The 23,445-nt window shown below is 63.5% G+C and carries 23 protein-coding genes; 9 read left to right on the top strand and 14 right to left on the bottom strand.

Annotated features, from left to right (window positions below):
- Positions 1 to 23: 23 nt before the first annotated feature.
- The 3 genes from fabI to AC0L3E_RS11260 form a co-directional block, all read right to left on the bottom strand.
- Positions 24 to 842 carry an enoyl-ACP reductase FabI gene (gene fabI, locus AC0L3E_RS11270; RefSeq protein WP_127268175.1) on the bottom strand — a complete coding sequence of 273 codons (819 nt, stop codon included), beginning with the start codon at positions 840 to 842 and terminating at the stop codon, positions 24 to 26.
- A 106-nt stretch (positions 843 to 948) separates the two neighbouring features.
- Positions 949 to 1,878 carry a DnaJ C-terminal domain-containing protein gene (locus tag AC0L3E_RS11265; RefSeq protein ID WP_473604800.1) on the bottom strand — a complete coding sequence of 310 codons (930 nt, stop codon included), beginning with the start codon at positions 1,876 to 1,878 and terminating at the stop codon, positions 949 to 951.
- Positions 1,879 to 1,978: 100 nt separating this feature from the next.
- Complete coding sequence (locus AC0L3E_RS11260) at positions 1,979 to 2,440, bottom strand: RT0821/Lpp0805 family surface protein (RefSeq protein ID WP_027035968.1); 462 nt, start codon at positions 2,438 to 2,440, stop codon at positions 1,979 to 1,981.
- A gap of 77 nt (positions 2,441 to 2,517) precedes the next feature.
- Here AC0L3E_RS11260 and pdxH point away from each other — a divergent pair, with 77 nt between their 5' ends.
- Positions 2,518 to 3,135, top strand: a complete 618-nt coding sequence (pdxH, locus tag AC0L3E_RS11255; RefSeq protein ID WP_473604799.1) for a pyridoxamine 5'-phosphate oxidase — start codon at positions 2,518 to 2,520, stop codon at positions 3,133 to 3,135.
- 43 nt (positions 3,136 to 3,178) lie between these two features.
- Here the strand turns inward: pdxH and AC0L3E_RS11250 are convergent, their stop codons facing one another.
- Both AC0L3E_RS11250 and AC0L3E_RS11245 read right to left on the bottom strand, forming a co-directional pair.
- A complete protein-coding gene (locus AC0L3E_RS11250; protein ID WP_473604798.1) occupies positions 3,179 to 3,931 on the bottom strand; it encodes a crotonase/enoyl-CoA hydratase family protein in 753 nt (250 codons plus the stop codon).
- Between the two features lie 20 nt (positions 3,932 to 3,951).
- A complete protein-coding gene (locus tag AC0L3E_RS11245) occupies positions 3,952 to 5,721 on the bottom strand; it encodes an acyl-CoA dehydrogenase (RefSeq protein ID WP_473604797.1) in 1,770 nt (589 codons plus the stop codon).
- Between the two features lie 216 nt (positions 5,722 to 5,937).
- Between AC0L3E_RS11245 and AC0L3E_RS11240 the strand changes: the two genes are divergently transcribed.
- Together AC0L3E_RS11240 and AC0L3E_RS11235 are read left to right on the top strand one after the other, a co-directional pair.
- Positions 5,938 to 6,156 carry a hypothetical protein gene (locus AC0L3E_RS11240; RefSeq protein ID WP_013532811.1) on the top strand — a complete coding sequence of 73 codons (219 nt, stop codon included), beginning with the start codon at positions 5,938 to 5,940 and terminating at the stop codon, positions 6,154 to 6,156.
- Positions 6,157 to 6,404: 248 nt separating this feature from the next.
- Positions 6,405 to 7,514, top strand: coding sequence for a glycoside hydrolase family 25 protein (locus tag AC0L3E_RS11235; RefSeq protein WP_473604912.1), 1,110 nt, complete (start codon positions 6,405 to 6,407; stop codon positions 7,512 to 7,514).
- A gap of 14 nt (positions 7,515 to 7,528) precedes the next feature.
- On the opposite strand, the gene purD is transcribed toward AC0L3E_RS11235, so the two are convergent.
- Both purD and AC0L3E_RS11225 read right to left on the bottom strand, forming a co-directional pair.
- Positions 7,529 to 8,806, bottom strand: coding sequence for a phosphoribosylamine--glycine ligase (purD, locus tag AC0L3E_RS11230; protein WP_292679025.1), 1,278 nt, complete (start codon positions 8,804 to 8,806; stop codon positions 7,529 to 7,531).
- A 157-nt stretch (positions 8,807 to 8,963) separates the two neighbouring features.
- Complete coding sequence (locus AC0L3E_RS11225) at positions 8,964 to 9,779, bottom strand: phytanoyl-CoA dioxygenase family protein (protein WP_473604796.1); 816 nt, start codon at positions 9,777 to 9,779, stop codon at positions 8,964 to 8,966.
- An 88-nt stretch (positions 9,780 to 9,867) separates the two neighbouring features.
- Between AC0L3E_RS11225 and AC0L3E_RS11220 the strand changes: the two genes are divergently transcribed.
- Both AC0L3E_RS11220 and ubiA read left to right on the top strand, forming a co-directional pair.
- Entirely contained in the window at positions 9,868 to 10,779 is a 912-nt protein-coding gene (locus AC0L3E_RS11220; protein ID WP_292335856.1) for a LysR family transcriptional regulator, read from the top strand.
- A gap of 68 nt (positions 10,780 to 10,847) precedes the next feature.
- A complete protein-coding gene (ubiA, locus tag AC0L3E_RS11215; RefSeq protein ID WP_023808647.1) occupies positions 10,848 to 11,831 on the top strand; it encodes a 4-hydroxybenzoate octaprenyltransferase in 984 nt (327 codons plus the stop codon).
- 204 nt (positions 11,832 to 12,035) lie between these two features.
- Here ubiA and AC0L3E_RS11210 read toward each other — a convergent pair whose 3' ends face one another.
- The 3 genes from AC0L3E_RS11210 to AC0L3E_RS11200 form a co-directional block, all read right to left on the bottom strand.
- Complete coding sequence (locus AC0L3E_RS11210; protein ID WP_127328402.1) at positions 12,036 to 12,602, bottom strand: DUF6101 family protein; 567 nt, start codon at positions 12,600 to 12,602, stop codon at positions 12,036 to 12,038.
- A 186-nt stretch (positions 12,603 to 12,788) separates the two neighbouring features.
- Positions 12,789 to 14,219, bottom strand: a complete 1,431-nt coding sequence (locus tag AC0L3E_RS11205; RefSeq protein WP_473604795.1) for an FAD-binding oxidoreductase — start codon at positions 14,217 to 14,219, stop codon at positions 12,789 to 12,791.
- Positions 14,220 to 14,228: 9 nt separating this feature from the next.
- Positions 14,229 to 15,203, bottom strand: coding sequence for an L-threonylcarbamoyladenylate synthase (locus tag AC0L3E_RS11200; RefSeq protein WP_473604794.1), 975 nt, complete (start codon positions 15,201 to 15,203; stop codon positions 14,229 to 14,231).
- A 191-nt stretch (positions 15,204 to 15,394) separates the two neighbouring features.
- Between AC0L3E_RS11200 and AC0L3E_RS11195 the strand changes: the two genes are divergently transcribed.
- A complete protein-coding gene (locus AC0L3E_RS11195) occupies positions 15,395 to 15,880 on the top strand; it encodes a hypothetical protein (RefSeq protein WP_128309669.1) in 486 nt (161 codons plus the stop codon).
- A 137-nt stretch (positions 15,881 to 16,017) separates the two neighbouring features.
- Positions 16,018 to 16,407, top strand: a complete 390-nt coding sequence (locus AC0L3E_RS11190) for a hypothetical protein (RefSeq protein WP_128309670.1) — start codon at positions 16,018 to 16,020, stop codon at positions 16,405 to 16,407.
- A gap of 103 nt (positions 16,408 to 16,510) precedes the next feature.
- Here the strand turns inward: AC0L3E_RS11190 and AC0L3E_RS11185 are convergent, their stop codons facing one another.
- Positions 16,511 to 16,813 (bottom strand): ATPase, encoded by a 303-nt coding sequence (locus AC0L3E_RS11185; RefSeq protein ID WP_128309671.1) that lies wholly within the window; start codon positions 16,811 to 16,813, stop codon positions 16,511 to 16,513.
- A gap of 109 nt (positions 16,814 to 16,922) precedes the next feature.
- Positions 16,923 to 19,340, bottom strand: coding sequence for a glycine--tRNA ligase subunit beta (gene glyS, locus AC0L3E_RS11180; RefSeq protein ID WP_473604793.1), 2,418 nt, complete (start codon positions 19,338 to 19,340; stop codon positions 16,923 to 16,925).
- Positions 19,341 to 19,428: 88 nt separating this feature from the next.
- On the opposite strand from glyS, the gene AC0L3E_RS11175 reads away from it, so the two are divergent.
- Complete coding sequence (locus AC0L3E_RS11175) at positions 19,429 to 19,743, top strand: hypothetical protein (RefSeq protein WP_473604792.1); 315 nt, start codon at positions 19,429 to 19,431, stop codon at positions 19,741 to 19,743.
- A 3-nt stretch (positions 19,744 to 19,746) separates the two neighbouring features.
- Here the strand turns inward: AC0L3E_RS11175 and AC0L3E_RS11170 are convergent, their stop codons facing one another.
- Positions 19,747 to 20,667, bottom strand: a complete 921-nt coding sequence (locus tag AC0L3E_RS11170) for a glycine--tRNA ligase subunit alpha (protein ID WP_174800366.1) — start codon at positions 20,665 to 20,667, stop codon at positions 19,747 to 19,749.
- 218 nt (positions 20,668 to 20,885) lie between these two features.
- Between AC0L3E_RS11170 and AC0L3E_RS11165 the strand changes: the two genes are divergently transcribed.
- Positions 20,886 to 21,347 (top strand): GNAT family N-acetyltransferase, encoded by a 462-nt coding sequence (locus AC0L3E_RS11165; RefSeq protein ID WP_023808656.1) that lies wholly within the window; start codon positions 20,886 to 20,888, stop codon positions 21,345 to 21,347.
- A 79-nt stretch (positions 21,348 to 21,426) separates the two neighbouring features.
- Here the strand turns inward: AC0L3E_RS11165 and AC0L3E_RS11160 are convergent, their stop codons facing one another.
- Positions 21,427 to 23,202 carry a tetratricopeptide repeat protein gene (locus tag AC0L3E_RS11160; RefSeq protein WP_473604911.1) on the bottom strand — a complete coding sequence of 592 codons (1,776 nt, stop codon included), beginning with the start codon at positions 23,200 to 23,202 and terminating at the stop codon, positions 21,427 to 21,429.
- Positions 23,203 to 23,445: the final 243 nt, after the last annotated feature.

Raw genomic sequence — 23,445 nt, 5'->3', positions numbered from 1 at the left:
GACGGACGACGGTTGGCCGGGCGTTAGTCCTTGACCGTCGAAATATCAGGCGCGTCGACCGCCTTCATGCCGACGACGTGGTAGCCCGAATCGACGTGATGCACTTCACCGGTGACGCCGCGCGACAGGTCGGACAGGAAATAGACGCCGGAATCGCCGACTTCCTCCTGCGTGACCGTCTGCTTCAGCGGCGAATTGTACTCGTTCCACTTCAGGATGTAGCGGAAATCGCCGATGCCGGAGGCGGCCAACGTCTTGATCGGGCCGGCCGAGATGGCGTTGACGCGGATCTTCTTGGCGCCGAGGTCGACCGCCAGGTAGCGCACGCTGGCCTCGAGCGCCGCCTTGGCGACACCCATGACGTTGTAGTGCGGCATCACTTTTTCGGCGCCGTAGTAGGTCAGCGTCAGCAACGAGCCGCCATCGGTCATCAGCGCCTCGGCGCGCTTGGCTATGGTGGTGAAGGAATAGACCGAAATGTCCATGGTGCGCAGGAAATTGTCGCGCGTCGTCTCGACATAGCGGCCGGTCAGTTCATCCTTGTCGGAGAAGGCGATGGCGTGGACGAGGAAATCAAGCTTGCCCCAGTGCCTGGCGACATTGGCGAAAACCTCGTCCAGGCTCGCCGGATCGGTGACGTCGCAATGGCCGGCGACAAAGGCGCCCAGTTCCGCCGCCAGCGGCTCGACGCGCTTCTTGAACGCCTCGCCCTGATAGGTCAGCGCGATCTCGGCGCCATGGTCGACGCACGACTTGGCGATGCCATAGGCGATCGACCTATTGTTGGCGACGCCAAGAATGAGGCCGCGCTTGCCGGCCATTAGGCCCTGTCCACCCGCCATGTGAGCGCTCTCCGCAAGATTTCAGCTTTGTGGGTTGCCCTATCGCACAGGCACAGAGCCCCTTCAAGCGTCCAAACCGGACAGTTCGGGGGACAAAAGCCGCCGATCAGCCTTTTTGGCCGCGCAACAGCTCTTCGAGCGCGCTGTCGCCGCCTTCCGGCAGCATGATACGCACATGAGCGTAGAGATCGCCGTGGCCGCCGGCCTTTTCCGGCAGGCCTCTGCCCTTCAGCCGCAGGACCTTGTCGGAGCTCGACCAGGCAGGAATGTTGACCGCAAGCCTGCCGGTCGGCGTCTCGACCGGCACCTTGGCGCCGAGCACCGCATCCGCCAGCACCACCGGCAGATCGGCGTGCAGGTCGCGGCCCTCGATGCGGTAGCGTGGATGTCGGCGCAGATGGATCTTGACCAGCGCGTCGCCTGGCTGGCCCGGCCCCTGCTCGCCTTGGCCCTTGAGGCGGATGGTCTGGCCGTCCTCGACATAGGCCGGCAGCTTGACCGCCACCTTGCGGCCGTCGGGGAACATCGCCGTCACCTTTTCGGCGGTCGCCGCTTCCTCGATGGTGATGTCGAGCGTCACGTTCAGATCGGCTGCTGTCGCCTGCTGGCGGCGATCGCCCGTGCCGGGACCGCGCGCGCCCGAAAAAGTGTCGCCAAAAATCTGGCTGAAGATGTCGCTGTTGCCGTCGAACGGATCGCCACCCGGTCTGCCGGAGCGGAATTCGAACCGCGAACCGCCCGGACCCTGCTGCCGGCGGAAGCCGCCGAAGGGATCGCCGCCACCGGCAGCGCCCTCAAAGCCCTGGAATCGCGGCTTGCCGTCGGCGTCGATCTCGCCGCGATCGAAAGCGGCGCGATTCTTTTCGTCGCCGACGATCTCGTAGGCCTGGTTGGCCGCGGCAAAACGGTCCTTCGCCTTGGGATCATTCGGATTCTGGTCCGGATGATGTTTCTTGGCGAGTTTCCGATACGCCGACTTTATGTCCTTGGACGATGCGTTCCTGGCAACGCCCAGCACCTCATAGGGGTCGCGCATGCTTACTGCCCTGGAGAAGAGTTGAGTCTCTGGTTGCCACCTATATGCGCTCGCATAGGAAGAAATTCCAGTGCTGGAGCAGCATATCAGACGCGGAAAATCAGAGTGCCTTGAAGTCCTGCATGCGCCAGCCGCCGGCGCTGGCCAGGCACAGTTCGCCTTCGAACATGGCAACGCCGTCAAAGCTTTCGCGTGAGGCCTTGAAGCGGCGGCAGGTCTGGCCGTTGTCCTTCAATTCCGCCAGGTCGGTGATGGAACCGCGCGAACCGGTGCCGGCATTGGCCCACGGCACGGCCTGCCCGCCGAGCTGCTCGATGTCGGCCGAGGAAACCGCATTGCCGATCGTCGTCTGGTCGGAGTCGCGATCCAAATTGGCCGGCGCGGCCGAAGCAGACGTGCTGCTGGTCAGGATCGAGCGGTCGACTTCGGCTTTTTCCAGGCTGAAGCCGCCGGCGCCACACGCGGCAAGCGGCAAGGCGACCGCCACGATCGCGGCTTTCGCGCTGGCCGAAGCGATAACGCTCCATTGCCTGCTGTCAAAAGCTTGCGCGATACGCGACAATCGGCAGCCTCCCCCTTGCTTCGTAAAGAATCTTGGTTTTGTAAGAATCTTGGCTTCGTGACAATTTGAGAAAAACTATGAGTGACACTGAGTTAACAAGCGGTGACTTTACCGAGGCTGCCGAGCCGTTTCGCCTCTTTGCCGCATGGCTGGACGACGCCACGAAAAGCGAGCCGAACGACCCCAACGGCGTGGCTCTGGCGACCGTCGATGCCGACGGCATGCCGGATGTGCGTATGGTGTTGCTCAAGGGGTTCGATGAAAGCGGGTTTGTCTTCTACACGAATTTCGAGAGCGCCAAGGGCCAGGAGATTCTTGGCAGCATGAAGGCGGCGATGTGTTTCCATTGGAAGTCGCTGCGCCGCCAGGTGCGCATTCGCGGACCGGTGGAGATCGTCAGCGACGCCGAAGCCGACGCCTACTATGCGACACGGCCGCGCGGCAGCCGCATCGGCGCCTGGGCCTCGAAACAATCGCGGTCGCTGGAAAGCCGCTTTGCGCTGGAGAAAGCGGTGGCGGAATACACGGCACGCTATCCGATCGGCGAGATCCCGCGGCCAAAGCACTGGTCCGGCTTCCGCATCGTGCCCAGCACCATCGAGTTCTGGCACGACAGGCCGTTCCGGCTGCACGACCGGCTCGTTTTTACGCGCAGTGCGAAGGACGGCTGGGACAAGACCAGGCTTTATCCCTGAAGCGCCAATCTCCCCCCTCGTGGGGGAGATCGGCTGCTTCCACTTACGATTTCTTTCTCGTCATGAACGCGGCGAGTGCGGCGCGCGCCTCATCGGACTTCAGCCGCTCGCGAAAATGCTCGCTTTCCTCGCCGATGCGGGCGACGAGATCGTCGCGCGAACCACGCATCAGGTTGCGCGCGATCTTCAGCGCCTGTGGTGGCTTGGCGGCGATCTGGCCGGCTGCCGCCAATACCGAAGCCTCCAGCGCTGCTTCCTCGACCACCTCGTAGATCAGGCCGGCGGCCTTGGCGCGCTCGGCCGAAAAACCCTCGCCAAGACCGAGCAGCGCGAAAGCGGCTTGCTGGCCCAGAATGCGCGGTGCCAGCAGGCTCGATCCCGCTTCAGGCACAAGGCCCAGGTCGACGAAAGGCGTCCTGAACACGGTGCGTGGCGTGGCGAAAGTCAGGTCGCAATGCAGGTTAAGCGTCGTGCCGATGCCGACCGCGATGCCGTCGACGCCTGAAACCATGGGCTTTTCGACCTTAGCCAGCGCCATCAGGAAATCCCAGACTTCGGTGCCGCCGTCACCGCCGGTGGCGACGACCATGAAGTCGGCAAGGTCGTTGCCGGAGGAGAAGGCGCCGGGCACGCCGAGAAAGACATGGACGCGGATGGCCGGGTCGGCGTCGCCCTCGGCCAGGGCTTTTGACATTTTCGCATACATGGCGCGCGTCAGCGCGTTCTTCTTGTCCGGCCGATTTATGCGGATGATCTGGATGGCGCCCTGGCGCTCGACGAGGATATGGTCTGTCACGGTGTTTTCCTTGTGAAACGTCAGGCAGAGACGAGCGTCTTGCCGGCAGCGGCGAGGCTTTCGGCGCCATCAATGACGCGCGCCCTCAAGGCGCTGACCTCGCCGAGCAGGTTTTCGGCAAAGAAACGGCAAAGCGCTATGCGGTTGTGATCGGCAAGAGCACCGCGCGCCAGATAGGCGCCGCCGGCGGCAAGCGAGATCAGCCTGAGATAGGGCGTGGCGCCTGCCAGCGCCTCTTCCGATCGGCCATCGGCCGTCAGTTTTTGCAGGAAGCGGGTCGCTTCGCTGAGATCGCCAAGTGCCGCGTCGAGAGCGTCGGCGGTGCGGCCGAAACCCTGCATGTTCGAGGTCCGCACCGCTGCGGCCATATCAGCCAGTTCGGCGATGTAACCATGCACATGATCGCCGCCGCCGAGCGGCAGCTTGCGCATCACCAGATCGATCGCCTGGATGCCGTTGGTGCCCTCGTAAATCGGGGCGATGCGGGCATCGCGATAGAAGGCGGCCGCTCCCGTCTCCTCGATGAAGCCCATGCCGCCGTGAACCTGGAGGCCGAGCGAGGCAACCTCGACGCCGATATCGGTCGAGAACGCCTTGGCCAGCGGCGTCAGCAGATTGGCGCGGTCGCGCCAGTGTGCCGCCTCGTCACCGGCGGAGACACGGGCCATGTCGATGGCGTGGCCACAGGAATAGCTGATGGCGCGTGCGGTCTGGGTCAGCGCCTTCATGGTCAACAGGTTACGCTGGACATCGGGGTGATGGACGATAGGCGCCATACCCGTGCCAGTGTAGCTCGCGGCCTTGCCCTGCCGGCGCTCATTGGCATAGGCGATCGCCTTCTGCGTTGCGGCTTCCGCGACCGCCACCCCCTGCATGCCGACACAAAGCCGCGCATTGTTCATCATGGTGAACATGCAGGCGAGCCCCTTGTTCTCCTCGCCGATCAGCCAGCCGACGGCGCCGGGTTCGGCCCCTTCGAAGCCGTCGCCATAGATCATGGTGCAGGTCGGCGAGGCATGGATTCCGAGTTTATGCTCAAGTCCGGAACAGAAGACGTCGTTGCGGGCACCGAGCGCGCCATCGTCGCCAACCAGGAATTTCGGCACCAGGAACAACGATATGCCGCGCGTGCCGGCCGGCGCATCGGGCAGCCTTGCCAGCACGAGATGGATGATGTTGTCGGTGAAATCGTGCTCGCCATAGGTGATGAAGATTTTTTGGCCGAAGATGCGATAGCTGCCGTCACCCGCCGGCTCGGCGCGGGCGCGCAAGGCGGCGAGATCCGAGCCGGCTTGCGGCTCGGTCAGGTTCATCGTGCCCATCCACTCGCCGGAGACGAGCTTTTCGAGATATTTGGCCTTGAGGTCTTCGGAGGCGTGTTTGTCGAGCGCCTCGACCGCGCCCATGGTCAGCGTCGGGCCGATGCCGAAGGCCATGGCGGCGGAGTTCCACATTTCGAGCGCGGCCACGCCGAGCATGGTCGGCAGCGCCTGGCCGCCATATTCCTCAGGCCCCGAGAGCGCATTCCAGCCGCCATCGATCCAGCGGCGATAGAGTTCCTTCCAGCCGGGCGGCGTGGTGACGGCGCCGCCTTTCAGCACCGCACCCTGCCGATCGCCGATCGTGTAGAGCGGTGCGACCTCTTCGGTGGCGAAACGGCCGGCCTCACCCAGAACGGCATCGACCAGGTCCTCGCCGAGATCGCCGAAGGTGCCGGCATCGAGCGCCGACTTCATGCCGGCCACGTGCTTGAGCGTGAAGGCGATATCCTCGACCGGTGCCCTATACATGCCGCCCACTCCTCCTGATTGCATCGGCCTGCCCAACCCTAGAACCGGTGCCGCTGCAAAACCACCCGCCGTATCAGCGGTCTCCCATCTTCTTTTTACGTAAACGTCAAATTTTGTCACGCGGATTTTGCAATCGCGGCGGCGCGTATTAAGTTCAACCCATGCCGGATCAAGTCGACCGGCGATGCAATCAGAACCAGCCAACCGGAACCGCCCATGCTTGCCAGACCCGACGCCTACCGCTGCATCGAATGCGGCCTGCCCTATCGAGCGGAGGGGTTCTGCTACCATGGGGGCAGACTGGACCATGGTGCCGCCTACTGGTCGGATCGCGGCATTTTGTGCTCGCCGCAATGCTCGCTCGCCCACCACCGCAAACGCGCCGCCGAAGGCACGCTGCGGCAAGAGCCGGCGCCTGACCCGTTTGAATTCTAGCGGCTGATGCGTCGCCAGCTCTTCTGGGAGCCAGCCCCCGAAAGCACTTCCTTAACCATAGCCGTTCAGGATTTGTTTTTGATCAACGGGGATTCCCTGTTTTGAAAAGGACGGCGCACCTCCTTCGCCGCTTGAAGAGTGTCGTACCGACACCCTTCAAGCCTCTGTTTCCTGCGCATGTCGTTGCCCCAAAACCGCTGCATACTTTTGGCCGGCATGCGCTGGCGATCCTCGCTCTTGCGGCGACGATGGCGCTTTCGACGGCGGCAACGGCCTCGGATTTTTCCGAGCCGTGGAAGAACGCCGACCGCGCTCTGGTCGTCGATGCCTACGAATATAATACCATCGACTGGGCCCGGCTCGCCACCGACAAGCGGGTCGTCGGCTTCATCAACAAGGCCTCCGACGGCATGCCGCCGGCCTATTTCTGCCTGGGCAACGACATTGAGGTAAAGCTTTGCAAGGCGCTGTGGAAACGTCATGCGGTGACGCGCGAACTGTTCCAGACGCGCCGGGTGGTGGCCAAGGCACTCGGCCTGAAATGGGGCGCCTATCACCTTGCCCGTCCCGGCAATCCGGTCGAGCAGGCGAACAATTTCCTCGATTTCGCCGAGCCTGCCCCGGACGATCTCATGGCTCTCGACATCGAGGGCAATGACCCCTCGCAATGGATGTCGCTCGACGATGCCGAGGAGTTCGTACGCCAGGTGCATCGGCGCATCGGCCGTTTCCCGGTGCTGTACACCAACGGCAAGACCGCCCGCTACATTGCCGACAACAGCTACCGATACCGGCTCCTGTCGCGGCTGCCGCTCTGGTATGCGCGCTACACCAAGGACATCGACGTGCATTTTCCGATGGGCAACTGGCAAGGCTACGCACTGTGGCAGTTTTCGGCGCAAGCCAATTGCGGCCGTTTCCGCTGCCCTTACAGGGTTGCCGGCACGCCTAACGACATAGACGTGAATGTCGCGCCGACAGACGCCGCCACGCTGCGCGCGCAATGGCCGTTCGGTGGGCTTATCGACGTGCCGCCGGACTATCTCGCCTCGATACCGCTACCGGTTTCACGCGAGGCCGGCCTCGCCGGCAATGTCACCATCACCTATGCGTCTGTGGCCGCGCCGCCGACTCTCGAGGACATGGTTACAGCGTTGGGCACACGCTGGTCCCGTTTCCGCGACGGCTTCCGCATGCCAGTCGTGAAGACGGTGCCGCGACGGCCAAGCTTCGGCATTGTCCAATATGTCGCCTGGAAGCGGACCGAACGGCGTTCACCCGCACAACTCGACGCTGCCTTTGCCGTGTCCGATCCACTCAGCACCGCTTCCACCGAACTCGATCGCGGCCAGCGGTGAGCCAATGCGGAACTTCAGGTTCCCTGTTCGCGCGCTACGGCCTGCCAGCCGATATCGCGGCGGCAGAACCCGTCCGGCCAATCGATGCGGTCAAGCGCGGCATAGGCTCGTTTCTGTGCCTCGCCGACCGTGGCGCCTGATGCCGTCACGTTGAGGACGCGGCCGCCATTGGCAACCAGCGCGCCGCCATTGATGGCGGTACCGGCGTGGAAGATCTGGACGCCGTCGCTCGCCGCGTCTTCGACGCCGCGGATGACCGAGCCTTTTTCCGGCGTGCCGGGATAGCCTCTCGCCGCCATTACTACGGTGAGCGCGGCCTCGTCGCGCCAGCGCACCGAAGTATGCGCAAGCTGGCCGTCGGTCGCCGCATTGAGCAGGACCAGCAGATCATCCTTCAGCCGCATCATCAGCACCTGGCATTCCGGATCGCCGAAACGGGTGTTGTATTCGATCAGCTTCGGTCCCTTGTCGGTGATCATCAGCCCGGCAAACAGCACGCCGGAGAACGGCGCCCCCAGTTCGGCCATGCCGCGCATGGTCGGCTCGATGATCTCGCGCATGGTGCACTCGACCAGTTCCGGCGTCATCACCGGTGCCGGCGAATAGGCGCCCATGCCACCGGTGTTGGGACCGGTGTCGCCGTCGCCGACGCGCTTGTGGTCCTGCGCGGTACCGAAGGGCAGTGCGGTAGTGCCGTCGCAAAGGCAGAAGAAACTCGCCTCCTCGCCGGTCATGAACTCCTCGACCACAACTTCCGCGCCGGCGGCGCCGAAGGAACCGTCGAAGCAGGCATCGAGTGCTGCCTGTGCTTCACTGGGCGTCATGGCGACGGTGACGCCCTTGCCGGCAGCGAGCCCGTCGGCCTTGATGACGATCGGTGCTCCGGTCTTTTCGACATAGGCCTTGGCCGAGGCCAGGTCACTGAAACGGCCATAGGCGGCGGTCGGGATGTTGTAGCGGGCGCAGAGATCCTTGGTGAAACCTTTCGATCCTTCCAGCTGTGCGGCAGCCTTGGAGGGTCCGAAGACGCGAATGCCTTGCGCGCGCAGATCGTCGGCAATGCCGACGACCAGCGGCCCCTCCGGGCCGACCACGACGAGGTCGATTTTTTTCTCCCGGCAGAACGCGGCCACGGCGGCATGGTCGGCTAAATCCAGCTTCACCAGCTCAGCCTCGCTGCCGATGCCCGGATTGCCGGGAGCCGCATAGAGCTTTGTCAGCAGCGGTGATGCGGCGATCTTCCAGGCGAGCGCATGTTCGCGGCCGCCGGAGCCGAGAAGAAGAACGTTCATGGCCACCTCTTGATGCCGACTATCCGTTAGAGCACCCGCTATTGCTCTCTGGGCGACGGGTCAAGGCATCCGGGCGCATTGATGGGAATTGCGCACGGGAACGTTACCCCAGCCGAAAATCGGCGGCGCACATCGGCGTCGATTTTCTGGCCTCGCTTCAGCCCTGGTAGACCACCGGAAACCAGTCCTCGCGCAGCCTCTCGCCCGGCTGCATGCCGTGGCCATGATATGGCGGCGAGGTGCGGCCCGGCCGCTCGACATAGCGCGCATCGTCACCCACCCAGCGCAGCGACAGCGCCCGGCGCCGCGCCGCGGTCAGGTTGCCGCGCGCGCCATGCGCGGTCCTGAAGTCGAACAGGATGGCGTCGCCCGGCTCCATTTCCCATTCGAGCACCTTCATCGACGGATCCTTGTCGGGATCTGGCACCGGCAGATAGTCGCCCTCGCCGGCATAGAAATTGCTGTCGTCGAGCCAGCGCACCGGCAGGATCATCTTGTCCCATTTGTGCGAACCGGCGATCAGGCGCAGCGTCGCTTCCTTCACCGGGTCGATGGGGATCCAGAAGCTCACCGTCTGTTGGCCATCGACGAAATAGTAGGGGATGTCCTGATGCCAGGGCGTCGGCTTCTGCGTGCCGGGTTCCTTGACCAGCACGTGATCGTGGAAGAACTGCGCGGTCCGCGACTGCATCACCGCCGCCGCCAGTTCGGCGGCTGGCGAACCCCGCACCAGGCTGACGAATTCGGGGATGCGCTCCCAGTTGCAGTAGTCATCGAAGAAACTGCCGCGGCCGTTGGCGATGTCGGATGCGGTGACGCTGCGGTTCTGCATGTTGCGTTCGATGCCGGCGGCAATCGTGTCGACCCAGCCCTTGAAGGCGCCGCGAATGCAGACAGCGCCGTCACGCTGATAGTCGGCAATCGTGGACGCGCCGATCATGGTGGCGTCGATGGTGGCAGTCTGGGAAGCCATGGCGTTCTCCTCTGGAATGAAGCCACTATCGCAACACCTCTTCATTCGGTAAAATAATAACTTTCGATCTGACATATAGAGCGCCTCTATGAGCGTGACCCTCACGCAGCTGCGCTACCTGGTTGCCGTGGCGCGTCACGGCAGCGTCACCGGCGCGGCAAAGATGCTGAACGTTTCGCAGCCGTCGATCTCGGTGGCCATTGACGCGGTCGAAAAGAATTTCGGCCAGAAGCTGTTCGTCCGCCAGCGCGGAAGCGGCGTGTCGCCGACATCGTTCGGCCGCGCCGTCGTGGCCAAGGCAAGGCAGGTTCTCACCGAAACGGAAGAACTCGTCGGCCTGGGTTCAAGCAAATCGGCTGTCAGCGGTGAGTTGGTGCTGGGATGCTTCGAGGATTTGGCGCCTTTCTTCGCGCCGGCTTTGATCCGCGCCTTCTCCGAACGCTATCCGGCCGTCAAAATCGTCGTTCGCGACGAGACGTTCGAGACGCTAGGACGACGGCTGGGGGATGCGGCCATCGATCTCGGCCTGACTTATGATCTCAGCCTGCCGACGCATTTCGCCCGCATCCTGCTGCGCGAACTTCGTCCACACGCGCTGTTGCCGGCAGGCCATGCCCTGGCGGACCGCCCAACGGTCAGCCTTGCCGATCTGGCCGCCTATCCGCTGATCACGACGGATCAGCCGCACAGTTGGCAGCACATGCTCGACCTGTTCCGCAGCCGCGGCCTCTCGCCGGTGGCCGATACGACGACAAGCTCGTTCGAACTGCAGCGTAGCATGGTCGCCAACGGCTTCGGCGTCGCGGTCAGCTATACCCGCCCGCACGGCGACCGCAGCTATGACGGCCTGCCGCTTATCTGCAAGCCGCTGTCCGATCCGCTGCCCATGCAGCGGATCCTGCTGACCTATGACACGCATCAGCGTGTGTCGAATGCAGCGCTGGCCTTCGTCGAGGTGGCCAAGGACTGGTTCGCCACCCGCGACATCTTTGCCTCGTGAAAGGCTGACAGGCGCCGCGTCTCCGCTTGCCGCTTGACGGTTTCTGCCGCTGCTGCCACTCCATGGACATGGAAAATATCCAGTCGAAAGCGGCCCAGGGCCGTGTCGCCGATGCGCCGAACGGCCATTGGGTCTACCGCGTGCTGCCGCGCTCGATATGGCCCTATGCGCAGCTTGCTCGATGGGACAGGCCGATCGGCTGGCAGTTGCTGCTGTGGCCGTGCTGGTGGTCGGCAGCCTTGGCGGCAAGCGCCTATCCGCGTCCGGGCGACCCGCTGCTCTCACTGCTGCCGGCACCAGTGTATCTCGTGCTTTTCCTGGTCGGGGCCATCGCCATGCGCGGCGCCGGCTGCACCTACAACGACCTCGTCGACGAGGACATCGACAGCCAGGTGGAGCGCACGCGCTCGCGACCGTTGCCGTCGGGCAAGGCGACGCGCCGGCGGGCATGGCTGTTTCTCGTCCTGCAGGCCCTGGTCGGCCTCGTCGTGCTCATCCAGTTCAACAGCTTCGCCGTCCTGCTCGGCATCTGCTCACTGGCGGTCATCGCCATCTATCCATTCATGAAGCGGATAACCAACTGGCCGCAACTGGTGCTTGGCCTTGCCTTTTCCTGGGGCGCGCTGATGGGATGGGCGGTCGAGTTCGGCGATCTCGATGGGCCTGCCATCATGCTTTATATCGGCTCGATCCTGTGGGTGATCGGCTACGACACGATCTACGCACATCAGGACAAGGAAGATGACGCCATTGTCGGCGTGCGCTCGACGGCACGCCTGTTTGGCGATAACACCAAATCGTGGCTGGCCGGGCTTTATGGCGGCGCGCTGATCTGCTTTGCGATCGCCTTCGCGTCGGCGCAGGCGCCGGTGGTGGCGCTGGCCGGACTGATCGCCGCAGGCGCCCATATGGCCCGGCAGATCGCCGTGTTGGACATCGACAATCCGGACCAATGCCTGCGGCTGTTCAGGTCGAACAACCAGGTCGGCTGGCTGATCTTCCTTGGTCTGATCGGCGGCGCTGTGTGGGTGGCGCTGAAGCCGCTGGTTTAGTCTTCCTTCTCCCCGTCACTATACGGGGAGAAGGTGGCGGCAGCCGGATGAGGGGCAGCGCCGACCTTAAAGGCGAGGCGAGAGGTTCAGCGGCGAACCGGGCGAACATGAATTGAGTCTTAAGGTGGCCGAACACTTAGGTCGGCGCTGCCCCTCATCGCCCTGCCGGGCACTTCTCCCCGTATAGTGACGGGGAGAAGAAGGCTAATCCCTCGAAATAATCTCCTGGCCGTCGATGACCAGCCTGAGACCGAGGGCGCCGGCCCTGCGGCGAGCGAGGAAACGCGGGCGGCGCGTGTTCGAAATCCGCCCCTTGCGCCGGTCCTGCGGCGGCAGCGTCTTGATGGCGGCGCCGAGCGATTCTTCCAGGGTGCGGGCAACGCCGTCCGATTCGATCAGCAGCATCGGCAGACGGTAAGCGTCGGCCCAGGCGCGCCAGTCGGCTGCGACATCGTCGAGATCGTCGGCCACCAGCAGCGGCACCGACAGCATCGGGTCGTTGTGCAGGAGTTCCAGGGTCACCGTGACATTGCCGTCCGGATCCTCCATGGCGCGGGCGGCAACGCCGCGGAACGCATTGGAGGGCAGAACGATGATTGCGGGCAGGCCGCTCATCTCGAGCAGGCGGCGGATCACGGCGCCGCGCTGGTCGATGGTGAAGGTTACATCGCCGTAGTCGTCGCGAGTCGCGTAGCTCACCACTTGCGGCAGGCGAAATGGGTCGAGACGCATGTTGCGTCCCGCCCAGACTGGCTTCAGTCCGGTGTTCATAGAGTGGCCTTCCTGTCTGTCTCCTGAGAGCCGGTGTCCGGTTCTCTCCGGGCCGGTTTTTCCAGCCTCGTTTGTATGGAGACAGTAGCGCGGGCTCCTTACCGCCCCGCTTAAGAAAGTCGGTTAAATTTTGCTGATCTCAGGGATGGTTATCGGAATCCCACCAGCCGCAAGATGTCGAAAGGATCAGATAACCTTACCCGGATTCATGATGCCGGCCGGGTCGAAAGCGGCCTTCACCCTTCGCATCAGATCGATCGCCATCGGCGGCGCGGTGGCGATCAGTTCGTCGCGTTTCAACTGGCCGATGCCGTGCTCGGCCGAGATCGAACCGTGCAGGCTGCGCACCACACCGTGCACCGCCTTGTTCATGGGGTGATAGAGAGCGAGGAACGCCTCATCATCGCCGTCGACTGGCCGCGAAATGTTGTAGTGGAGATTGCCGTCGCCCATATGACCGAAGCAGACCACGCGGGCGCCTGCACTTACCGACGCCACGGCGCCGGCGGCTTCTTCGATGAAGCGCGGGATCGATGCAATAGGCACCGAAATGTCGTGCTTGATCGAGGCGCCTTCCGGCTTCTGCGCCTCGGGCAGCAGCTCGCGGAAATTCCAGAAGGCATCCCCCTGCCCGAGGCTCGCCGCAATGACGGCGTCGCCGACGAATTCCTGTTCAAGGCCGGCCGAGAGCACATCCTCGATCAACGCTCGCGAATCCTCCGACGAACGGCCTGATGAAATCTGCATCAGCACATACCACGGCCAGTCCTCGATCAGCGGCCGCACCACGCCCTGGGCATGCGCCAGCGTGAAATCATATGGCCGCCTGCCGATCAGTTCGAAAGCGGTGAGTGCTGCCCCGGCACGGTCCATGGCCAGGCTGAACAGCGAAAGTGCGGCCTCGGGCGACGACAGGCCGGCGAAGGCGACTTCGCGCCCCTTCGGCTTCGGGAACAGCTTGAGCACGGCGGCGGTGATGACGCCGAGCGTGCCTTCGGCACCGACGAACAGGTTTTTCAGATCGTAGCCGGTGTTGTCCTTCTTCAGCTTGCGCAGGTCGTCGAACACCTCGCCGGTCGGCAGCACCACCTCGACACCGAGACAGAGTTCGCGCGCATTGCCATAGGCAAGCACGCCGGTGCCGCCGGCATTGGAGGAAAGATTGCCGCCGATCTGGCAGGAGCCCTGCGCGGCCAGCGACAGTGGGAACAGCCGGTCGGCGGCGTCGGCTGCCTCCTGCAGCGTCTGCAGGATGACGCCGGCCTCGACCGTCACGGTGTTGGACAGGACGTCGATCTCGCGGATGCGGTTCAGCCGCGACAGCGACAGGACGATTTCGCGCCCGGACCTGTCCGGCACCTGCGCGCCGACCAGCCCGGTGTTACCGCTTTGCGGCACGATCGGCGTTCCCGTCTCCGTCGCCAGCCGCATGATCCGGCTGACTTCGTCGACACTGCCCGGGCGCAGCACCAGCGATGTCGCGCCGTGCCAGAGCCCGCGCCGCTCAATGAGGTAAGGCGCGATATCGCGCTCGTCGCGGAACGCATATTTGTCGCCAACGATCGCCGCGAAGCGATCGATGAGAGCGGAATCGAGTGTCTCTATGATTTCGGTCATGGGGGAAAACTATGGTGTGGGCAGCGTGATGTCACGAGGGGCGGCGGCACGCGACAGCCGATCGTTGATGGCTTCGCCGAGCCCGTCGAAGGGAATAGGTTCGACGGCGATGGTCCGCGCGCCGCTGCGGTCGAGCTCCTGCATATAGGCGAACAGATTGCTCGCCGCTTCGCGCAGGTCACCGGTTTCGGATAAATTGAGGAAGGCTTCGGCGCGGCGCCAGCCTTGCGCCCTCTGGCTGCCGAAGCCTAGCAAAGCCTCGCCCTCGCCGACCGTGCCGGCATTGAGCCGCATCGCAGCACCTGGCGCATAGTGCGAGGCAAGCATGCCCGGCGCCTCGATACCGACGGTGCCGCCGCGCAACAGCTCCATGCCGATAGCCGCCTCGATCTCCTCGGCGGCGATGCCGCCGGGCCTCAGCAGCCGCAATCTGTTTCCTTCGGCCTTGACGATGGTCGATTCCAGCCCGACCGGGGTCGCGCCGCCATCGACCACCAGCTTTATCCGCGCACCGAGATCGGCGGCCACCGCTTGCGCGGTCGTTGCGCTGATCCTGCCGGATGAATTGGCGCTGGGCGCTGCAAGCGGGCGGCCGAGCCTGGCGATCAGGTCGCCTGCAAAACCCCTCGGCATGCGCAAGGCAATCGTATCAAGCCCGGCGGTGACCAGCGGATGGATGCCGTTGCCGGGCCGTTGCGGCAGCACCAGCGTCAGCGGACCTGGCCAGAATGCCAGCGCCAGTTTCCTGGACAGCGGATCGAACAACGCGAGGCGCTCTGCCATCGCCATATCCGCGACATGGGCGATCAGCGGGTTGAAGCGCGGCCGCCCCTTGGCCTCGAAAATGCGCGCGACGCCGATGCCGTTGGTGGCGTCGCCGGCCAGCCCGTAGACGGTTTCCGTCGGGATGGCGACGACATCGCCTTCCATGAGCAGCGCCAGCGCCCGCTCCAGCGCCTCGCCCGAGCCAAGTATTTCAGCCACTCTCGTCACCTCACAGATGCGGGGTGCGTAGTACGATGGCGGCCGTTGGGCAAGCCGCTGTTGGGTAACCTATTGTTGGCGAGCAGGAGCATTGGCAATTTATCAATCCCTAAAATGCTATGTTTCCGCGAAAGCCGGCATCAATTCCGGCCTGCTATCGAACAGCTTCTGGGCAAAGGGGAGCGACATCAGTGTCTGCGCGTATCCTGCTGGGTATCATTCTTGCTGTTGCGGCCGGCGAAGCCCAGGCGTCATCCCTGGTTTTTCCAGGCGCGCCATCCTCCACACCATCGATCGTCAGGATCGGCGCTCCCAACCAGCCTAGAACCGCCGATGCAGTCAAAGCCAGCGATGCGCGATCGGTGGTGGCAATAGGGGAAACGCCGCCCGACGTCACCGATGAAAAAGTGGCGGCGATCCCGGACAAGCCCGCGACCGGGCACGGCTTCCAGCCAGGCCCGATGGTCATTCGTGGCGGCGTTACCGGTCCCGATTTCCCTGCACCGGCGCCAACCGCTGCACCAGCGGCCGGTGCCGCGCCGGCCGCTGGCACGGCGCCGGCAACGGCCACCGCTTCCGCAGCCCCCTCAGGGAACGCCGAGAACCAACCCACCCCGCCGAGCGCTTCGGCGCCGGCAGCAGGGCAGCGCATGCCTCCCAACGGCTACACCAAATAGCCCCGGCTCAAACACAGCCGACATCGATGGCGTGACTTGACGGTGGTCTGGCGCCCGGCGCACCATTGCCAGGCAAGCCCCGTTCTAGGTATTTCTGGCAGACGGGATTTCATCGCTAGGGGTAAAGGGGGGTGATCATGAGAAAATCTGGAATCGTAGCCGGGGCAGGCCTTCTGCTGGCGTCGTTGCTTGGCGTCGTCGCGGCTCATGCCGACGACATGCTGGGATCTTATGTCGCGCGCATTTCCGATCGCGACCATCAGGCGAGTGACGGCTATGCGCTGGACAATGCCGCGCAGATGGTGCGGCAGGACCGCGCCAACTGGCACAAATTCCACCGCCGTGACAGCGACGACGAGGCTGATGGCTGGTTCAGGACCAACGGCCAGCGCGCCGACCTGCAGCGCATGCTGGAACGCGGCGGCGCGATGAGTTCCTCGACCAAGCGCGCCATCGTCAATGGCGAACCGCTGATCCAGGTCGATGTCTACGAAAACAGCGTGCGCGTCAGCATTCTCGAGAACTGACCGTCGCCGGGGCGGCTGACCGTCGGCTTCGGGGGACGGCTGATAGGAGAAGGCGGCGCCTCAGCGCCGCCTTGCCATCGATAGACTCGGCGGCCGAAAAAAATCAGGCCGCTTCTTCCTTATCATCATCTTCTTCGGACTCGTCGCCTTCAGCCTTCACGCTGTCCTCGGCGTCGTCTTCGTCCTCGTCTTCTTCGTCTTCATCTTCGTCGTCATCCGAGAGCGTGGCAGTTTCGGCGGACTCGTCGCCTTCTTCATCGTCGCCGTCTTCGTCGTCATCAGACAGGTCAGCGGCTTCGATCGCTGCGGCGGCGGCATGATCGAGGATGGTTTCGGAAGCGGATTCAAGCGCCCCGGCGGGAACCGGGGTTTCTTCTGTCACTTCGATTTCGTGATCGGAATTCATGGAAGCCTCCGTGGGGTTGGGGAACATGTTCCTTTTGCCACGGAGAGATCATCGCCATATGACTGTAAGCCGGCTTGAGCGGCCGGTAGCAGAGAATATTTTCTTCGCCTTAACCTGCGATCCTGGAGAAATCCGCGACCTGACCGGTGGCCGCGCGGATGCGGGCGAGCAGCGCCAGGCGGTTGGCACGCACCGCCTGATCCTCATCGTTTACGAGAACATGCTCAAAGAATGAATCAACCGGCTCGCGCAACACGCTAAGCGCCAGCAGGGCGCCGGAAAAGTCATCGTTTTGAATCGCTTCGCCGGCTTGCTTCTCAGCCTGATTCACCGCCGCAAACAGCGATTTCTCGGCATCCTCGCGCAAAAGTGCCGACTCAACGGTTTCGGCCACCGCCGTTTTCTTCTTCTCCTCGGCGGCCAGAATGTTGGCCGCACGCTTGGTGCCGGCGAGCAGATTCTTACCGTCCTCCGTGTCGAGGAAGGAGCCGAGCGCCTCGACGCGGCGGACGATCTGCAGCAGGTCGTCGGACTGCGATTGGCCAATCTCCCCCCTTGAGGGGGAGATGCCCGGCAGGGCAGAGGGGGGCGCTTCGCGCTGAGAGGTCGGCGGGACAGCGCCCCCCTCTGTCGGCTTCGCCGACATCTCCCCCTCTAGGGGGGAGATGGGGCGCGAACCTGCCGCCAACACCGCATCGATGAGATCATGCCGTGCGCCCTGGTCACGGAGATAGACCTTCAGGCGGTCGTGGAAGAAGGAGAGGAGGTCGGAAGCCGTCCCGACAATGGATATCAGCGCCAGTCGAATATTATTCTCGACCAATATTCTAACAACCCCGAGCGCGGCCCGCCGCAACGCATAAGGGTCCTTCGACCCTGTCGGCTTTTCGTCGATCGCCCAGAAGCCGACCAGTGTATCCAGCTTGTCGGCGAGCGCGACAGCGACCGACACCGGATCGCTCGGTACGCGATCGGACGGGCCCTGCGGCTTGTAGTGTTCCTCCGCTGCAGCGGCGACCGATGCATGCTCGCCCTGAAGCAGCGCATATTTGCGGCCCATTGCGCCCTGCAGTTCCGGAAACTCGCCGACGACTTCGGTGGTGAGATCCGCCTTGGCCAAGACGGCGGCACGACCTGCGAGCGCGATAATCTCCCCCCTCGAGGGGGAGATGTCGCCGAAGGCGACAGAGGGGGTCGGCACGACCGGATGCGACGCCCCATCGCGGTCAGAGGACGCCGGCGCTTCACGCGCGGCGACCCCCTCTGGCCTGCCGGCCATCTCCCCCTCAAGGGGGGAGATTGACTGCGCCACGATCGGCGCCAGTTCTTCCGCCAATCGCTTGATCCGCTCCACCCGTTCGCCCTGCGTGCCGAGCTTGGCGTGGAAAGTCACGCCGAGATGGTCGAGGCGGGCCATGCGCTGGTCGAGCGGCTTCTTGAGATCAAGCCCGAATTTTTCCGCCGATGCCTCGAGCTCAGCCAGGTCAGGCAAATCGCCCTGGTCGGTCGTCCAGAAATAAAGCGCGTCGGACAGGCGGGCGCGCACCACCTTGCCGTTGCCGTGGGCGATCTCCTTGCCGCCATCCCTGGCTTCGATATTGGCGGTGAGGATGAAGCGGTTGGAAAGCGCGTCGTCGACACCCTGCGGCCGCGTCACAAAGCACTTCTGGTTGGCGCGAATGGTCAGTCGGATCACTTCGGCTGGAATGGCCAGGAATGCCTCCTCGAACTCGCCCATCAGCACGACAGGCCATTCGACCAGCCCGGACACCTCCTCCAGCAGCCCGTCGTCCTCGACCAGGTCAAGCCCGTTGGCGAAGGCGAGATTGCGGGCATCGGCAAGGATGATCTCCTTGCGCCGATCAGCATCGAGCACGACCTTGGCCGCTTCCAGCTTGGAAACATAGTCGTCGAAGCGGCGTACCGTGATGGCGTCAAGCGCATGAAAACGGTGGCCATAGGTGGTGTTGCCGGAGCGGATACCGTCGATCTCGAAATCGACCACGACAGGCTCCTCGGTCTCCGGGCCGAACGTGCACAGGATCGATTGCAGGGGCCGTACCCAGCGCAGCGAGCCGGGCTTGGCCGAGGCCGGCCCCCAGCGCATCGATTTCGGCCACGGGAAATTGCGGATGATCCCCGGCACCAGTTCGGCGATGATCTCTTCCGCCGCCCTGCCCGGCCTCGAAATGTGGGCGACATAAAAATCGCCCTTCTTCGGATCGGAATGGACATGGGCCTCGGCGATCGAGGAAAGTCCGGCCTTGCGCAGGAACCCCTGGACCGCCTGTTCAGGCGCCGATGTCGAAGGCCCCTTGATCTCTTCGCTTATATCTTTCGAGCGCGCGGTGAGACCCCTGATATCGAGCGTCAGCCGGCGTGGCGTCCAGTACTCGCGCGCCGCTTCATAGGTCAGCCCCGCCTCGACCAGACCGTCGGTCAGCATCTTCCTGAGATCACCCGCCGCCTTGCGCTGCATGCGGGCAGGAATCTCTTCCGAGCGGAGTTCTAGAAGCAGGTCAGGCATGGATGGGGCTCACGCGGCAAAATGGTCCGGGCGGGGGCATAGCAACTCGGCTGGCCGCTGTCACCCTTTCCGCGCGGGGATCGCCGATTTGCGCCCGTTTCCAGAAATTTTGGCCGCCCTGTCGGGACAAGACCGCGCCACCCGTCCTTGGATCAAAGATTTCCATGAACCGAACGCAGCGCTGAAGCGACCCACGCTCAGGCAGGAAACTATTGGCTCAACGACCATGAAAACGGCATCCAGACTTCTGCAGATCCTCGCGCTCGGCGCCTGCTTCACGGCGCAGGCTCACGGCGCCTTCTCGATGCCGGGTGTGCGGCAGGCATTGCGCACGATCGACGATGCCAGCGGTCAGGCCGTACCGCCGATCAACGTTTCCCTCGAGATGATGAAGCGGGCCTGAAGCTCAGGCCGCCAAGCCACCCGCCTGCGTCTTCAGAAACGCTTCGCCGCAGGCCTTGGCCAGATTGCGCACCCGCAGGATATAGCTCTGCCGCTCGGTGACCGAAATCACGCCGCGTGCGTCGAGCAGGTTGAAGACATGGCTGGCCTTGATGCACTGGTCGTAGGCCGGGAAAACCATGCGGTGCATCGGCAGATTGTCGTTGGACGCCGGCGCGCCGGCATCGAGCAGCGCCTTGCACTCGGCCTCGGCGTCCTCGAAGTGGCGCAGAAGCATCGCCGTGTTGGCGTGTTCGAAGTTGTGGCGCGAATATTCCTGCTCGGCCTGCAGGAAGACATCGCCATAGGTGACCTTATCGGCGCCTTCGCGGCCGTTGAAATTGAGGTCGTAGACATTGTCGACGCCCTGCACATACATGGCCAGTCGCTCCAGCCCGTAGGTCAGTTCGCCGGCCACCGGCGCGCATTCGATACCGCAGACCTGCTGGAAATAGGTGAACTGCGAGACTTCCATGCCGTCGCACCAGCATTCCCAGCCGAGACCCCAGGCGCCCAGCGTCGGGCTTTCCCAATCGTCCTCGACGAAGCGGATGTCGTGCAGCAGCGGATCGACGCCGATCGCCGCCAGCGAGCCGAGATAGAGTTCCTGTAAATTGGGCGGGTTCGGCTTCAGGATCACCTGGTACTGGTAATAATGCTGCAACCGGTTCGGGTTCTCGCCATAACGCCCGTCCTTGGGACGACGCGAAGGCTGGACATAGGCAGCGTTCCAGCGTTTTGGGCCGAGCGCGCGCAGCGTCGTTGCCGGATGAAAGGTACCGGCGCCGACTTCCATGTCGTAGGGTTGCAGGATGACGCAGCCATAGGCCGCCCAATAGTTGTGCAAGGTCAGGATCAGCCCCTGGAACGAGCGGCTGGGATGCATATGGGCGGGGATTTCAATTGTCACGGGTGGCCTCGACAGCACAGGCTAGCTTGCCGGCACGTCCTAGAGACCCGGCAGCAAAGCGTCAAGCAAAGCACGCCGATGCAGCCGCGCCGACATTATGGACAATGTTGAAAGCTTTGCAGGGGCTGGCCCATTGCCCATCTCTGGGGCCTGCGCTCTGTTCGCCTGTGCAGCAACGACAACAGGTTTCAGCCATGCCCAGCCCGATCGTCATCCGCCCTGTCGCGCGACAGGATTTCGAGCAATGGCTGCCGCTGTGGGACGGCTACAATGCGTTTTATGGCCGCTCGGGCGAAACGGCCCTGCCGGGTGAGATCACCCAGATGACATGGTCTCGTTTCTTCGATGCCTATGAGCCGGTCCACGCGCTGGTGGCCGAAGGCGAGGGACAGCTTCTCGGCCTCGTGCACTATCTCTTCCATCGCAGCACCACGGCGATCGCGCCGAATTGCTATCTGCAGGACCTTTTCACCACGCAGGCCTCGCGTGGCAAAGGCATCGGACGGGCGCTGATCGAGGGCGTCTACGAGCGCGCGCAGGCGGCCGGCTCAGGCCGGGTATACTGGCTGACGCATGAGACCAATCACACGGCGATGAAGCTTTACGACAAGGTCGCCGAACACTCCGGCTTCGTCGTCTATCGCAAGCTCTTCTGAGGCAGCCCGCCGAATACGGTTCAAACGAAAACGGGACTCCGAAAAGAGCCCCGTTCGCCTTGAATTCAAATGGCTGACGTCACCCCTTCGGGGCGGGCACCGGCTCTGGCTTGACCTTCGGAGTTTCCTGCGCCGTGTTGGACTCGATCGGCGGCAGGCCCTTCATCAGCTTCTGCTGCAATTTGGCCAGCACATCGGGATCCGGCTTCAGGTCGCGAGCCTGGTTCCACTGGAAGGTGGCTTCCAGCTTGCGGCCGACGCGCCAGTAGGCATCGCCGAGGTGATCGTTGAGAACCGGATCTTCCGGCTTCAGCGACACGGCGCGTTCCATTTCGCGCACCGCGTCGTCGAACCTGCCGAGGCGGAAATAGGCCCAACCCAGCGAATCGACGATGTAACCGTCGCTCGGCCTGAGGTCGACGGCCTTTTGAATCATCGCCAGGCCTTCCTTGAGGTTCATGTTCATGTCGACCCAGGAATAGCCGAGATAGTTCAGCACCTGCGGCTGGTCGGGGAACAGTTCCAGCGCCTTGCGGAAGTTCGGCTCGGCCTTGGGCCATTCCTTCAGACGCTCATAAGCGATGCCGCGCTGGTAGAAGATGTTCCAGTTGGCCGCGGTCGGCGCCTTCAGCACCTCGACGGCCTTATCGTAGAGAGTGGCGGCCGAACGGAAATCGTCCTTCGAGGAATAGACGCCGCCGAGCGCCAGATAGGCGCGCATGTCATTGGGATGGGCGTCGACCAAGGCTTTCAGATGGGTGATCGCCTCTTCGTGACGGTCCAGATCGGCAAGATTGAGGCCGAGTTGCAGGTCCGAAAGCTCCTTCAGCGGCGAAGCGGCGGGAATCCGGCGATAGAGCGCGATGGCACCTTCGCCGTCCTTCAATTGCTCGGACACGGCGGCGAGTTGCACAAGGGCAGCGTCGCTGTCAGGCTTCAAAGCAAGCGCATATTGCAGATAGAGGCGCACGAACGGCTCGCCGCCGCCACGGTTGAGCGCGGTGGCGAGGTCGAGCAGGATTTCGGAGGCGCCATCGGATGGGCCGGCAACCAGCGGCGCAATCTTGTCGCCTTTTGCAATTCGGTCGCGCAAGGCGACGATTTCCAGCTTGCCCGGCGAAAACGCCTCGGCCTGATCGAGCACCGACAGCGCCTTGGTCTTGTCGCCCTTGCGGACCAGGAACGAGGCGTAGGCCTGGGCGTTGCGCATCCAGGTTTCGGGAGCGGCACCGCCGGCGGCGGTATCCTGCATGGTCGCGGCATAGATAGCCTCGGCCTTTTCGGGCATGCCGGATGCATCAGCGATCAGGGCGCGGTGGAACGACTTGAACAGGCCGAACCAATCCGGCCCCTGCAGCTTGTCGATGGACGCCATCGCATCGGCAGGCTCTCCGGCGCCTTGCTGCGCCCAGCCGGACATCACGCCGGAGATCAACCGGTCGAGATCGGATTCCAGCGACAGCTTGAGCCAGTACTGCGCCTTGGTGAAATCCTTCTTGTGGAAGGAATCGACGGCGAGCGCCAAGCGCGAGAAACGCTCGACGTCAGGCACTTCCTTCAGCTTGTCGGCATAGACCAGGGATTCGTCGAAGCGCCCTTGCGCGATCAGCGACAGCATCAGGCTCTGCTGCAGGCCGGTGTCGCTCGGGTCGAAGGCCAATGCTTGCTTGTAGTAGGCGATGGCGCTGTCGAGGTCGTTGTCGCCCTCGGCGACCCGGGCCGCCAGATAAGCGCCCGAAAACGACGTGATCTTGACCGGTTCGGTGGTTTGCTTGGCATAGGCCGGCAAAGCCGAGATCGCCATGCCGGTCACAATTGCCAGCCTTGTCAGCCAGCGCGCACGTCCTTGCCGCATCATATCCCTTTCAGCCAGGCGCCATCTCCGCATCAGCGGGATCGGCGTAGACTCGATCTTTCCAGGCAAAGCATGGCCTTTTTGGGGTCGCGCTTCAATCCGCCTCGAATTCACAATCCGGGCACCCGATTAACAAATCATGGCGACAGGCACCAGTTTTCCGGTCTTGAATTTCGGTGTTGGCCCTGCGCGGCGCCGAAGATATCGCAGATTCGACCCTTGAGCTCGGCTTCGACCGCTAAG

Source organism: Mesorhizobium sp. WSM4822, assembly GCF_055811155.1.
The sequence above is the reverse complement of the archived record's forward strand: the minus strand, read 5'-3'. Positions and strand labels throughout refer to the sequence as shown.

What these genes read in the sequence shown, in the direction of transcription:
- fabI (WP_127268175.1), bottom strand. Translation starts at nt 842, where the DNA reads ATGGCGGGTGGACAGGGCCTAATGGCCGGCAAGCGCGGCCTCATTCTT.
- AC0L3E_RS11265 (WP_473604800.1), bottom strand. Translation starts at nt 1,878, where the DNA reads ATGCGCGACCCCTATGAGGTGCTGGGCGTTGCCAGGAACGCATCGTCC.
- pdxH (WP_473604799.1), top strand. Translation starts at nt 2,518, where the DNA reads ATGAGTGACACTGAGTTAACAAGCGGTGACTTTACCGAGGCTGCCGAG.
- AC0L3E_RS11245 (WP_473604797.1), bottom strand. Translation starts at nt 5,721, where the DNA reads ATGTATAGGGCACCGGTCGAGGATATCGCCTTCACGCTCAAGCACGTG.
- AC0L3E_RS11240 (WP_013532811.1), top strand. Translation starts at nt 5,938, where the DNA reads ATGCTTGCCAGACCCGACGCCTACCGCTGCATCGAATGCGGCCTGCCC.
- AC0L3E_RS11235 (WP_473604912.1), top strand. Translation starts at nt 6,405, where the DNA reads ATGGCGCTTTCGACGGCGGCAACGGCCTCGGATTTTTCCGAGCCGTGG.
- purD (WP_292679025.1), bottom strand. Translation starts at nt 8,806, where the DNA reads ATGAACGTTCTTCTTCTCGGCTCCGGCGGCCGCGAACATGCGCTCGCC.
- AC0L3E_RS11225 (WP_473604796.1), bottom strand. Translation starts at nt 9,779, where the DNA reads ATGGCTTCCCAGACTGCCACCATCGACGCCACCATGATCGGCGCGTCC.
- AC0L3E_RS11220 (WP_292335856.1), top strand. Translation starts at nt 9,868, where the DNA reads ATGAGCGTGACCCTCACGCAGCTGCGCTACCTGGTTGCCGTGGCGCGT.
- ubiA (WP_023808647.1), top strand. Translation starts at nt 10,848, where the DNA reads ATGGAAAATATCCAGTCGAAAGCGGCCCAGGGCCGTGTCGCCGATGCG.
- AC0L3E_RS11210 (WP_127328402.1), bottom strand. Translation starts at nt 12,602, where the DNA reads ATGAACACCGGACTGAAGCCAGTCTGGGCGGGACGCAACATGCGTCTC.
- AC0L3E_RS11205 (WP_473604795.1), bottom strand. Translation starts at nt 14,219, where the DNA reads ATGACCGAAATCATAGAGACACTCGATTCCGCTCTCATCGATCGCTTC.
- AC0L3E_RS11190 (WP_128309670.1), top strand. Translation starts at nt 16,018, where the DNA reads ATGAGAAAATCTGGAATCGTAGCCGGGGCAGGCCTTCTGCTGGCGTCG.
- AC0L3E_RS11185 (WP_128309671.1), bottom strand. Translation starts at nt 16,813, where the DNA reads ATGAATTCCGATCACGAAATCGAAGTGACAGAAGAAACCCCGGTTCCC.
- glyS (WP_473604793.1), bottom strand. Translation starts at nt 19,340, where the DNA reads ATGCCTGACCTGCTTCTAGAACTCCGCTCGGAAGAGATTCCTGCCCGC.
- AC0L3E_RS11170 (WP_174800366.1), bottom strand. Translation starts at nt 20,667, where the DNA reads ATGCATCCCAGCCGCTCGTTCCAGGGGCTGATCCTGACCTTGCACAAC.
- AC0L3E_RS11165 (WP_023808656.1), top strand. Translation starts at nt 20,886, where the DNA reads ATGCCCAGCCCGATCGTCATCCGCCCTGTCGCGCGACAGGATTTCGAG.
- AC0L3E_RS11160 (WP_473604911.1), bottom strand. Translation starts at nt 23,202, where the DNA reads ATGCGGCAAGGACGTGCGCGCTGGCTGACAAGGCTGGCAATTGTGACC.